The organism is Candidatus Angelobacter sp. (genome assembly GCA_035607015.1).
Classification (GTDB): Bacteria; Verrucomicrobiota; Verrucomicrobiia; order Limisphaerales; family AV2; genus AV2.
The window spans coordinates 1-12,194 of sequence record DATNDF010000331.1 but is presented as its reverse complement, the minus strand read 5'-3'; the positions used below and the strand labels follow the sequence as shown (position 1 = coordinate 12,194).

Below are 12,194 nucleotides of genomic sequence, written 5' to 3'. Positions count from 1 at the left end.
AACCGGAGGCCACCTGCTCGAGGGCCGAGCCGTCGGGTTTGAAGCGGATGATGCCGGCCGTGATGCGGCCAAAATTTTTCGCGCCATCTCCAGACCTTGGATCGCCGGCGCTGTAACCAACCGCGCCGTAGATCCAGCCGTCCATGCCCCAGCGAAAGTTATTGATGACCGCGTGGGTGTCGAACGTGCCGAAACCGGTGTAAAGCTTCTCCACGCGGTCAGCCACGCCGTCGCCGTTGATGTCGCGAATCCAGAGGATGTCCGGCGCCTGGGCGACGATCACACCGTCGCGGTAGAACACGAGCGAAGTCACCAGTTCCAGTCCGCCGGGCACGCCATGCTCGAAGTCTGCAAAGATGTGTTTTCGGTCCATGCGCCCGTCGCCGTTGGTGTCTTCGAGCCATGAGATGCGATCGCGAGCGGGGCGGTCTTCCTTGTCGCCACGATAGGTTTCGGGACGCGCGGTTCGGTCGGGATAAATCGGCAGGTCATTCCTGTTGATGGTCCGGCCGTTCGGGTATTCTGGCGTTTCCGCGACCCAAGGACGGCCTTTCGGATCCCAATCCAGCGAAATCACCTTCTCGATCAACGGCTCGGAGGCGATCAGGCTGATATTGAAGTCTGGATGAACATTCAGCTTTGCCGCCGCCTTTTCCGGAGCGGTCGGGCCGCCGGCGGGATAGGTCAGCGAGTCGAGTTCCTCTCTCGAGCAAAGTGAATCGACGTTTGGGCGCTTTCCGGCCCAGGCGATGCCCCGCAGCAGAATCGCACGGTAGTGTGGCGTTTGAAACGAACTGTATTCATGGCCGGGAATGCTGACAAACGCGCGATACGGCGCGGAACCGCCCTCCCACGTCTTCTCGTAAGTCCACATCTGTGGCGCGATGACAAACACGCTGTGGAACGAGGTCGCCAGCACATGCGCGTCGGGCGCCATGTCCATGTCGTAATAAATCTCGTCCCGCCAGTCGAAGTTGGACACGCCCTTCACGATGGGATGTTTCTGGTCCACGAAATAAATTCCGACCTCGCTCTCGAGCCACTTGGTTTTTTTGTCGCCGTCCCAACGCCACGCGCCACCCTGGACCTTTTTTGCCCATTCGTGTTGATCGCCGCTCACGACACCGTCATGAATCACCACCAGGCCGCCACCGCGCTTCAAGAACTTCTCGAAATCGGCGCGTTGTTCGCCGACGATTTTCATTCCGTCCGCCGCGTAGATTACGAGGACATCCGCGTTGTCCAGTTGTTCCGTGGTTGGAAAATCCATCGAACCATCAGCTTTCGCGCCCCGCTGGTTGAGCAGATCCTTCCACCCGGCGAGAAACCGCGGGTGATCGTGCTGGTTCGGCCCGTGCGTCTTGACGCCCGCCCGGATGAACACGCGCAGAGGCTTTTCCTGCTGGGCCAGGACGGGGAATGAACAAACAAACAGGCACAGCACAACGGTGAGTTTCAGTTTCATAGTCATCGAGAATGGACGATTGAATCTACCTGCAATGTCACGTTCGCCAATAAAATTTGTCCAGCGGGACGTCTTCATCACGGCACGACGGGAGACGGAAACGGCCGCTCAGCCGGTCCGTGCGGCGGTGTTCCTTTGCTGCAGCTCCCACAGTTTTGCGTATTTCAAAAACGTGTAATAGCCGTAAAGCGACGCAAGGACGAGGCCGTGGCGGCCGTCGCGAAACCCTTGTTGCTGCACGAAAACCTTCAGAAACATGGCCACCGGGCTGCCGATCAGTTTTGGGAGTGTGGCACGCCTGTTGGTTTCCGCGTAACGCTGCGCCATCAACGTCGAGTAGCGCTGCAGTTTGGCGGTCGCTGTCTCAATCGAATCCCACGGATACTGCAACACGTGCTCGCGCAGACAGCCAAGCCGTCCGTTGAGGGTGTAGCTCTCGTGCACTAGCTCGTCGTTGTATCGGAACCTGGTTCGATCGAACAACTGCGGCTGTCGATAGTCCGGGTACCACCCGCTGTGCCGCATCCAGCGGCCCAGGAAATGGCTCTTGCGCGGAACATGATAGGCGTCGAACGCCGGAGCCGCGAGTTCACGGCGGATCTCTGCCGCCAGTTCTGGCGTGCAACGTTCGTCGGCGTCGAGGCTGAACACCCAGTCGTGTTTCGCGGCGTCAAGCGCGAGATTGCGCAGTTTGCCGAAACCGCAGAATTTTTCGCTGATAATCCGGGCGTCATATTGACGGACGATGTCCAGCGTGCCGTCGGTGCTGAACGAATCCACAATGATGATTTCGTCGGCCCACTTCACACACTCGAGCACGGCCCGGATCTGCCGGGCTTCATTGAAGGTGAGGGTGTAGGCGGTGACAGGCCGCGTCGTTGTCATGTTTGTTGCCGGTGGGGTAGGTTGACACGTCAGGCGTGGATAAGTCAAAGTTTCAACCGCATGAGCGGCGCGGCGTATTCCCAAGCATGGAACCAGGCCAGGATAATTCGCGGCGAAAGGTTGTTGCGCGGCCTGCACGGTTTCCTGCCCCTGGGGCGCAAATACCATCCGCTGCTTTCCGCCATGAACGGTCGGCGCGGACTGCTGGCCATCCCCTTCAACCAGTGCCAGTTGATCCAACCCGCGTCCTGGGCCAAACAGATCACCAACCAGTTGTTGAATGGTGTCGATGTCGTCCCGGAGTTCCGGTTGCTGGCGCCCCTGGCCCGGCAACAGACCTCCGGCTGCCTTCTGGATGTTGGCGCCAACATCGGGCTTTACACGCTTTTGCTGCGCTCGGTTTCGTCGCTACCCATCATCGCCTACGAACCGCAGCCGTTTTTGTTCAAACTTCTGCAGGCCAACCTCGCCTTCAATCATCTGGCGAACGTTGAGGCGCGCAACTACGCTCGGCTCAAAAAACGGAGAAATTCTGTCCATATGAATTTGTCAGGCACGGGAGAACCTCACTTGTACAAAACACCAATTCCGTAGCCTCCTTGCTGCCAACTGGCAACGAACTCATCGACTTGCCGGTCTTTTTTGATTTCCTTCCAGAATCGTGGGACACCTCCAACGAATCCTTCCCGCCCGGGAACAATATCATGAAATGCGATAATTCCACCAGTCCGAACCAGCGGCATGTAAGCAAGAAAATCGGCTTTGACACCTTCGTAGTTGTGATCACCATCGATCATTAGGAAATCCAATTGTTTTTCGCCCAGCAATTGCCTGATCAATTGCAGCGTGCTTGGGTCGTGTGAATCGGCCTGGACGAGTTCGATTCGCTGTTGATTGCGTGCAAAGGAACGATACAAACATCCCTGCCACGCCGCATAGCCGCCGCCATATTTGCCGTGTGGCAGATCAAGACTGATCAGCAAGGCGTCTTCAGCTGCGGTATAGGAAAAAAGAAAGAAGCTTCCCCCTTTGTGTGTTCCGATCTCTAACAAAGCCCGTGGAGGATTCGCCCTAAGTAGTCTCAACAATTGAAGGATCTCAGCAGGAATTTGTGAAGGGCGTATCTTAATCCCACAATAGCGAAAATCAAACGTCAGCGCGACGGCGTCCTCTACCGAGCGGATCGTGCATTCAGCACTTCGGAATGCCCGGATAGCTTGGGGAACAAGTCGAGAACGAAGGAAGTTCTTCGCCGTGGTTTCGATCGCTTTTAACATGATTTTGATCCTTTATGAAATCACAAGGGACGTCATTCGTAACGAACACCGCTCGAAGTTCGCTTTTCGTTTAGGGAATGACCGAATCGTCTGCGTTCGTTCGCCGCCCACCACACCAGAATCAGCTGCTGTCGAAAGCGTATCCACCGACGCTTCGGCCAATTCAGCCCCCACTTATTGCGGAAATAAGCGCGGTGTTCCGGGCCGTAATCGTTGGTGGTCGCCTTGATAGCCTTCTGTGTCGCCGATCCAAAGTGATGGATATAAGACCGCCCCGTCGTTCCCAGTTTGAAGCCGGCGTGTTTCGCACGCACAAAAAAGTCGGCGTCCTCGAACCCACCCACTCTAAAATTCTCGTCAAAATAACCGACGCGCTCGAAAACGCGCCTCTGAACCATGAAACATACACCGTTGACGACACCGGAGCGCATGACGCTAGCCATCTTGGATACAAAGTCGCCAGCATAAGCTGGTAAGTCATAATTCAAGTCACCATCGCAGATGGCCGGGCTGACGATGTTCAGCCCTTTCAGTTCCGCCGCACGGACCAAGCCTTCCAGCCAACCCTTCGTCAGCACCACATCATTATTGAGCACCACATTCCACTCCATGCGGTTGGCCTTTACACCTTGGTTCCAAGCGCCGGCACAGCCGCGATTCGTCGAGTTGTGAATCGTTTTCAGCGACGGATATGTTAAAAGGTAATCTGCCGTGCCATCCGTCGAACCGTTGTCGATGACGATAGTACTATTTTGATCGTATCCGGTCGCACGAAGACTCTCCAAGCATTTCCGCGTGTAAGACAGTTGGTTGAAGACTGGAATGATTATGGCGACGCTCATGATCGCGAAAAGCGCTCTACAAACGCGACTCGATTCGCCCAGCACGCAGGAGAGCATGTTCCTTTGTTGATCAATCTTTCACAAAGCGGTAATTCCGATGCACACCGAGGGTCAAGCCGGTGCAACGTTTGATCAGCAGCGCGACGTCTTCCCAAAAGTAATCGCGACGAAATCGAATCAACGGATTGCGTGAAGTGTAGGTCCAGTCCGCCGCGGCGACGGTGTCCCGCATCACCGCGGGGTGGGCGCCGGTGAATGGTTTCACCTTCTGATCATCGTCGTAAAATCGGGGTGGACGGCGGCCGACTTCTTCTTTCACTCCCACATCGTCGTGGTAGAGACCCGACAGGTTGCGCAGCTTGCGTTCAGCCAGATCAGGCTTGAGCGCGTGACCATAATGAAAGTAACGGCCGCCCGACTTTTTGACGTGAAGTTTTTGGCCGTCCACGGTCCGAAAACCCTGCGCGTCACCACAAGAACGGATATTCGGATCGCGCCGCACGACGCGCACTTCCTGGTAATACCAGCCCAACGAATACACATACGTCTGGTAACTGCCGTAGAAATGCGTGTAATCCACCAGCAATCCTTGCACGGCCGAACTGTTCAACTCCTGTTCCATCGCTGCGCGCATGGTGGGCACGGAGTCCTCGTGCAATACCTCGTCGCCTTGCATATAAACACACCAGTCTCCGGCGCATTCCTTGAGCGCGAGGTTCGTGTGGTGCGACAACGCGAGGCCATCCTTCCGAAGCTTCTCGTCCCACTCGGTTTCGATGATCCGAATTTTGGGATCGCCGAGGGCCTTGACCATTTTCAGGGTGCTGTCAGTGGAGCGGGGCACATTGACGATGATTTCGTCGCAAAGCGGCAGCAACGAGCGGATGGACGGCACAAACGGATAGCCCAGATCAACGCCATTGCGAATGAAGGTGAACCCGCTGACTTTCACGGTTCCGATTAAAGCAAATCGGCGTCCGGCTGAACAGAGTTGGTTTTGTGGCACGGAAATTAGAATTGGAAATTTATCCGCGCCGAATCAAAAATCCTTCCCGTGACGAACGTAACCTCAGAGCGAACGGCCGATCAGCCGACTCCAGACCAGTCCGCGTCCGACGCGACACCATTCCTGACCGTGGCCATTTGCACACGAAACCGCGCGAGTTTTTTGGAGAAGGCCGTGCAAAGCGTTGTCCCGCAGCTTGCCTCCGATTGTGAAATCCTCATTGTGGATAACGCTTCAACCGACAACACGCCACAGCTTGTGGCGGGCTTTGCTGCGGCCGACCCGAGGATCACGGTTCACACCGAACCGAAGTTGGGGTTAAGTGTGGCAAGGAATGCGGCACTCACCCGGGCGCGCGGGGAATACGTCATATTTCTCGATGACGATGCCGTCGCTGAACCAGATTGGTTGACCGCATATCGGCAATTTCTTGCAACCCCGACTGCGAACCAGATCGCCGTTGTCGGCGGTGTCGTGATCTGTGACTACGAAAAACCGCCCCCAAAATGGTATGCCGCCGCCGCCATTGGATTGGATCTGGGCATAAAAGCAAGACGGTTGCCGGATTCGGGTGGGCTGTGGGGATGCAACATTGCCTACCGCCGGGACGCGGCAATTCAAGTGGGAAAATTTGATGACCGGTTTGGTCACAAGGGAGCAACCGTTAGCGCGCATGAGGAGAGTGATTTAAACGACCGCCTGCAAAAAGCTGGCTACGAGATCTGGTGGCAGCCTTGCGCGCGGATCAAGCACTCTGTTTCTGCGGAACGCCTTCGGTTCAAATGGCAGCTTCGCAACCAGTTTAGCCAAGGCCGGTCGAGCGCCCTATTAAGGCTGCGCCGAATGACTCGCGGGCGTGACCGTTGGCTTTTCGCTGTCGGACGCTTCTTGGCGGCACCCTTTCATTGCGCAGTAAACGTGATGCTGGCCTTGGGCAGTTTTCCATTCCAGAATGGCCGAGTCGCTGCGCATGCCCTGATGCGTTGCGCACGGATTTTGGGCTACGCCACTCAGTTAGCCGTCGAAGCACTTTATTTGTTTGCCGTGCGGTGAGATTGTTCGCGCGGATAACCTAGCTTTGCTGATAACATATTGCTTGCTTGGCAACCTCGCCGTTCCCAATCTTTCATCCGTCCTTGGGAAGACTTTCGCCGGCTGAAACAATCGGTGCGCGCAACCCCTCCAAAACCGTTAATTCACCATGGTGCGACATCGTGTACCCCCATCCCTGAACGGCCCGGAACAGGATTTTTTCGCACTCTTCGTCATGCAGTTCGATGGCCAGATTACCCACCCGATCCAGCCAGCGTTCCGTGCCGTGTCCGAACAGCTCGATTTCCGCGCGTTCAATGTCCACCTTGAGAATATCGATGCGTGGGAACCCTGAAGTGAGCAGAATACCGCCAAGATCCACCGCCTGAATGTCAGGCGTTTGACCTCGGGGCGTTTCGACAACTTGCGTGGCCCACTCACGTCCGTCGCCAAATTCACCACGTCGAATGGTGAGGCCGGTGGCGTGAGACCACACTCCGCTTTGAATAATGGTGGCACGTTCACCGTACGGAGCGGTGTTGCGCCGCAGGAGCGCGAAGTTGTCCGGGTCCGGTTCGATCGCGATGACATGGGCGGACGGGTAGCGCCCTAAAAAAAACACGGAAGCATAACCGACATTGGCGCCGCAATCGACAATCAACCCCGGCTCTCGCACGCTGGGAAAGCAATCATACTCGAGGTTCAGGAGCACCTGCCGGAAGACGCGTCGATCACTCGACCCCGCGCGCGCATACACCGGACCTGGCGAAAAACGGGAGCGGAGCTGATAGGTCCATGCTTTGAATGCCGGCGCCGCGACGAACCGGGCGAACCGCCAGATTCGTTCCTTGCAGAGAAATCCAGCCGTGCCGCGAACGCCGGTGTTCGCGAGCATGACCCGGGTCTTTGTCCAGGGATTGCTCAAGGCCCGCTCTTCTGTTTTCGCGGGAGCGAGCCGGCAGAAAATGAACTCAACTTGAGTCCGGTCATTGCTGACTCTCTCCGGTCACTGGAGCATTGCAAAGATCGATTCATTTCTGAAAGCCTATCAGACCGCGCTCTCCGCCGGAAGTCCTTCTTGTAGTGGGTTGTCGTCTGAGCCAGTCTTGTTCGCATTGAGATATGGGGCGACCCGAACCCTCGCGCGCAAGTGTCAGTGAAAGTTGGCGGCGACTCTGTGCGGTTGCGGCTTTTCGCTGCCAACGGCGTGCCAGCCCGCCGTTGTCCCCTCTTACGTTTTGCATAGCCCATTTCAACTCCCCGGCGTTTCTGAACGCGAGCCTGCATTCGATCCGGCGCTTTCACCCCGAAGCACGGGTGATCGTCGCGGACGCCAGTTCGGCATGGCCTGAATTCATGGCGGCAAGGACCGCCTGCGAACGACATGGCGCGACACTGCATCCTTTGGTGGGGCGGCATCGTCACACCGGACTGTTGAATTACATGTTCGGCCGCATTACGAGCCCTTGCGGGATTTTTCTCGACCAGGATTGTCTGCTGCTCGGCCGTCTTGATCCGTTGGTTCGAATACTTGAGGACGGCAAGGCGCTCACAGGACCGCGCGACGAGATGTGGCTGACAAATCCGCGTTTGTGTCGTGTCCGCCCCGAGCTGACGAACTTCCGGTTTCGCTCCCGGCCCGAGTTTGTTCACGCCAGCTTGATGGCGCTAAATGTGCCGCGTGTGCGGTCGTCGTCGCGCAAACCGTTTATCTGGCGCGGCGAATGGGGACCGCATCCCCTCGAACGATACTACGGGCTGACCGAACTCGTGCGGAGAAATCAGGCCGACGGCGTGTTAACACTGGACTCGGCGCACACCGGTTACGGTTTGGGCCAGGTGTACCTTTTTGAGGGCCGCGCCCTGGCGTACCACCACTGGTACAGCGGCCAGGTGTATGGCCGCCGGGACAAGTTGGACGATCTTTTCGATGCCGATTGGTTGCGCGCCGAGATGGACCGCTTCCTGAATGACTATTGGAAAGACGCGCTCAACCTGGAGATCCCTGACTCCAAATAATACTGGCGGGAGCGCGCTCGTGTCGTCAACATTTGGCCGTCGCATGTCGGCTATTCCTCATGAAATTGTCCTGCGTCGCGAGCCGGTACGACTCGCGACGGACGCGGGTTTGATTCAGATGATTGCTGTTTGGAAATTCCTGTCCAGGAACGAATGATCAATTCCCCATCGGTTACATTCGAAACGAAATGCTGGGAGGGAGACTGGGAGTTTTTGTTGAAGACGCGGCGGCTGGAACGGATGATCGCCCGAAACAACTTCCCCTTCGCGGAGAGGATTCTTTTTATCAACAATGTGAGAGACGGCGCCAAGGTTCGCGCTTACGCGGAAAAGCTGGTGAAGGCAAATGTACTGACGGATTTCTGTCTGGTAGAGGATCATGCAAGGGAGGCGTTGGATTTTTTTCAGTTGTCCAGGGACTCGCTCGGGCGGGGTTACGTGTACTCCATTTCCGAGCTGGTCAGCATTTACCGTTGCGACACTGAGTTCCTTCTCCATTTTTCGGGCGATGCGATTCCCGCCGCAACTTCGGACTGGGTGGTGGACGCCTTGGAACAATTCGAGATGAACGGACGGGTCAGAGTCGCCAACCCCGTCTGGAACCACAGGCTTGGCGAAGCCAGACGCTCCTCCTTTGACGAGAACGACAAATTTTTTATTGGTTCCGGTTTTTCCGACCAGTGCTACCTGGTCCGCGCCGCGGATTTTCAGGCGCCGATCTACAACGAAACACATGCGGACTCGGCACGGTATCCGCAGTACGGCGGAGAGCTGTTCGAGAAGCGGGTTGATTCATGGTTGCGCAATCACGATTACCATCGGATTACGTACAAGCACTGTGCTTACGTGCACAGAAACTTCCCCAAAAATGCGCTCAGGAAGTGGCTCAAGCTGCTTTTGCATCGTCTGAAGCCGGCCTACAGGTAAACCGAATGGTCGATCGGCGATAATGCGGAAACAAACATCCGCGCCGGGCGCCCGCCGGTGAGTTTCCCGGACGCCGAGCCGGCCCGAGGCTGACCTCTCGCTCTCCTGTCCGCCACCTTCTCGAAGGCGGAAAATCCTCGCGTCACACGGCGGCGCGCGACATAATCCGCGCAATATCGATGGTCGAATTCCTCCGCAAACTGCTGCAATTTGCCAGACCGTACCGGACGCGCATGGTGCTGGGGATTTGCTTCGGTGCCCTCTATGCCCTCTCCAATGCGCTGCTGGTACTCGTGGTCAGGGTGGTCACGGACCTGGTTTTTTCCTCCGGTCAGGATTCGCTCGCAACACAGATCGCGAAGCTGCCGCAATTCTTGAGGGAACCGCTGCTACATTTGATGCCGCAGAACGTTTTGCCCGCGACCCGGACGGGCGCTGCGCTCGCCATCTGCGCGATTCCGCTGGCCATGCTGGTGCGCGGCGTCTGTTTATACTTGAGCGGTTATTTGATGGACTGGGCGGCGGTGCGCGCCGTGGCGGACATCCGATCGAAACTGTTCGCCCGGCTGCAGTACTCTTCCATGAATTTTTTTCATCTGGCCCGGAGCGGCGAACTGATTTCGCGCATCATGAACGACATCCTGCTTCTGCACTATACCTTTGCGACTTCGTTTTCCGTGATGATCCGATCACCGATCACCATCGTCGCGCTTCTGGTTGTGCTGCTGGTTCAACAACCGCGCCTGACGCTGATATCATTACTCGTCTTCCCGGTTTGCCTGGTCCCAATCATCGTCTATGGGCGCAAGACGCGAAAATCGACCGTGGCGGCCCAGGCCCACCTGGCCGAACTCACCGACCAGATGCAGGAATCGTTCACCAGCATCCGCATCGTGAAAGCCTACAATCTCGAGGAGACAGTCATTCAGCGGTTCCGCGAGACAACGCGAAGGTTCGTCGGCCAGAACATGCGCATCGTGCGAGCGCAAGCTGCTTCCGGTCCTGTCATTGAACTGCTGGCCTCGATCGGAGTCGCCCTCGTGCTTCTTTACGTCACATTCGCCGGCAAAACGTCGGTCACGGCGGGCGACTTCCTTTCCTTCATCACCAGCATCTTCCTGCTCTACCAGCCCGTCAAAGAAATCAGCCGGCTGCATAATCAGTTGGAACAGGCGCGCGCCGCCAGCCAGCGGGTGTTCGAGCTGCTCGACATGAAGAACAGCGTCCTCGAACCGGAACGCCCTGTGCCGTTGCGGGCGGCGCGCGCGCTAATTCATTTCGACGACGTTCATTTTTCCTACGCTGACAAGCTTGTATTGCAAGGGATCAAACTCACGGTTCAGTCGGGGCAAATGGTGGCTCTTGTCGGCGCCAGCGGCTCGGGCAAAACCACGCTGACCAATCTGTTGCTTCGTTTCTACGATCCACAAAAAGGCGCCGTGCGCATCGGCGATGTGGACGTCCGCGACGTGACGACGCACGATCTGCGGGACCAGATTGCCGTCGTGACACAGGAGACCATCCTGTTCAATGACACAGTGCGCAACAACATCGAGCTTGGCCGGCCCGGCGCGAGCAATGCCGAAATCGAGGCGGCGGCCAGGCACGCCTTTGCCCATGACTTCATTTTGGAAAAAGAGAAGGGCTACGACGCCATCGTTGGCGAGAAGGGAGTAATGCTGTCCGGCGGCCAGCGGCAGCGGCTGGCCATCGCCCGGGCCATTTTGAAGAACGCGCCGATACTTGTGCTTGATGAGGCCATGAGCGCGCTTGATACCGAATCCGAACGAATGGTGCAGGCGGCACTGGAAGAGTTGATGATCGGCCGCACGACGATCTGTATCGCGCACCGGCTTTCTACCGTGCAAAAGGCTGACCTCATCGTCGTGCTCGACCAGGGACGGATCGTGGAGACGGGCAAACATGCGGATCTGATCAGGCGCGGCGGCGTTTATCAGAAACTCTACGAACTCCAGTTTCAGGCCTGAGGCGCGCCGCCGCGAAAAATCGACGCTGATGGAGAGGCCGCTAAAAATTCTGGCGATTCAGTTCAAATACTTTGGTGACACGGTCCTCATGATTCCCGCGTTGCGCGCGATCCGCGAGCGCTGGCCCGACTGCGCGTTGCACGTGCTCGTGCCCGAGGAGGTTGCGCCGATCCTGCAACAGTCATCGTGGCTGACGCGCGTCTGGACGATGCCACGTCGGCGCGGCCGTGCCGGTTTCAGCAAAACCTGGCCGATCCTCCGCGCGTTGCGCCGCGAACGTTTCGGCCGTTCGGTGGACTTCGGTGGGAATGACCGGGGCGCGTTGCTGAGTCTGCTCTGCGGCGCGCGGGAGCGGCTTGGCCCGGTTCATCCCGGAGGCTTTGTCGGGCGCCGTTTCTGTTACACCCGGCGCGTTGCCCCCGCGCCGACCGATCGCCACGAGGCGCTGCGGTTGTTGCACATTTTGTCGGCGTGGGGCATTGCGCCGTCCCCAGGGTTGGAAATTCAAATCCATACCGACCCGGCGTTGGGCGCGTTCGCAGAAAAAATCCTGCCCGAACACAAAATCATTTGTCATCTGTCGGCCGGGCAGTCCAAGAAGGAGTGGCCGGTCCGTCACTGGGCGGCATTTCATCGCGTCGCGACCGCCGCCGGGTTTCGGCTCGCTTTCACGACGGGCAAAGGCGCGCGCGAGCAATTCCTGGTGGACGAATTGAGGAAGCTCGTGCCGGACGCACCGGTGCTGACGTCGGT

At 57.5% G+C, this 12,194-nt stretch carries 12 protein-coding genes; 6 read left to right on the top strand and 6 right to left on the bottom strand.

Going from position 1 to position 12,194, the window contains the following annotated elements; genetic code table 11:
- Both VN887_13405 and VN887_13400 read right to left on the bottom strand, forming a co-directional pair.
- On the bottom strand, window positions 1-1,465 hold a 1,465-nt coding region (locus tag VN887_13405), incomplete at its 3' end, for a ThuA domain-containing protein (GenBank protein ID HXT41002.1).
- 108 nt (window positions 1,466-1,573) lie between these two features.
- Window positions 1,574-2,350 (bottom strand): glycosyltransferase family 2 protein, encoded by a 777-nt coding sequence (locus VN887_13400; protein HXT41001.1) that lies wholly within the window; start codon window positions 2,348-2,350, stop codon window positions 1,574-1,576.
- 60 nt (window positions 2,351-2,410) lie between these two features.
- Here VN887_13400 and VN887_13395 point away from each other — a divergent pair, with 60 nt between their 5' ends.
- The gene (locus VN887_13395; protein HXT41000.1) at window positions 2,411-2,944 is read left to right on the top strand and encodes an FkbM family methyltransferase; all 534 of its coding nucleotides are present in this window, start codon (window positions 2,411-2,413) and stop codon (window positions 2,942-2,944) included.
- Here the strand turns inward: VN887_13395 and VN887_13390 are convergent.
- From VN887_13390 to VN887_13380, 3 genes are all read right to left on the bottom strand, one after another.
- Window positions 2,917-3,627, bottom strand: coding sequence for a class I SAM-dependent methyltransferase (locus VN887_13390; GenBank protein HXT40999.1), 711 nt, complete (start codon window positions 3,625-3,627; stop codon window positions 2,917-2,919). The two genes, VN887_13395 and VN887_13390, sit on opposite strands and share 28 nt — an antisense overlap.
- A 32-nt stretch (window positions 3,628-3,659) precedes the next feature.
- Complete coding sequence (locus tag VN887_13385) at window positions 3,660-4,469, bottom strand: glycosyltransferase family 2 protein (protein ID HXT40998.1); 810 nt, start codon at window positions 4,467-4,469, stop codon at window positions 3,660-3,662.
- A 70-nt stretch (window positions 4,470-4,539) separates the two neighbouring features.
- Window positions 4,540-5,421 (bottom strand): glycosyltransferase, encoded by an 882-nt coding sequence (locus tag VN887_13380; GenBank protein HXT40997.1) that lies wholly within the window; start codon window positions 5,419-5,421, stop codon window positions 4,540-4,542.
- A gap of 102 nt (window positions 5,422-5,523) precedes the next feature.
- On the opposite strand from VN887_13380, the gene VN887_13375 reads away from it, so the two are divergent.
- Window positions 5,524-6,528, top strand: a complete 1,005-nt coding sequence (locus VN887_13375) for a glycosyltransferase family 2 protein (protein ID HXT40996.1) — start codon at window positions 5,524-5,526, stop codon at window positions 6,526-6,528.
- A 73-nt stretch (window positions 6,529-6,601) separates the two neighbouring features.
- Here the strand turns inward: VN887_13375 and VN887_13370 are convergent, their stop codons facing one another.
- Window positions 6,602-7,432, bottom strand: coding sequence for an FkbM family methyltransferase (locus tag VN887_13370; GenBank protein HXT40995.1), 831 nt, complete (start codon window positions 7,430-7,432; stop codon window positions 6,602-6,604).
- Window positions 7,433-7,863: 431 nt separating this feature from the next.
- On the opposite strand from VN887_13370, the gene VN887_13365 reads away from it, so the two are divergent.
- The 4 genes from VN887_13365 to VN887_13350 form a co-directional block, all read left to right on the top strand.
- Window positions 7,864-8,526: a hypothetical protein gene (locus VN887_13365; GenBank protein ID HXT40994.1), complete on the top strand. Its 663-nt coding sequence runs from the start codon at window positions 7,864-7,866 to the stop codon at window positions 8,524-8,526.
- 129 nt (window positions 8,527-8,655) lie between these two features.
- Window positions 8,656-9,453: a hypothetical protein gene (locus VN887_13360; GenBank protein ID HXT40993.1), complete on the top strand. Its 798-nt coding sequence runs from the start codon at window positions 8,656-8,658 to the stop codon at window positions 9,451-9,453.
- Between the two features lie 179 nt (window positions 9,454-9,632).
- Entirely contained in the window at window positions 9,633-11,441 is a 1,809-nt protein-coding gene (locus tag VN887_13355) for an ABC transporter ATP-binding protein (GenBank protein ID HXT40992.1), read from the top strand.
- A gap of 28 nt (window positions 11,442-11,469) precedes the next feature.
- Window positions 11,470-12,194 (top strand): glycosyltransferase family 9 protein (locus VN887_13350; GenBank protein HXT40991.1); only part of this gene is annotated, 725 nt, incomplete at its 3' end.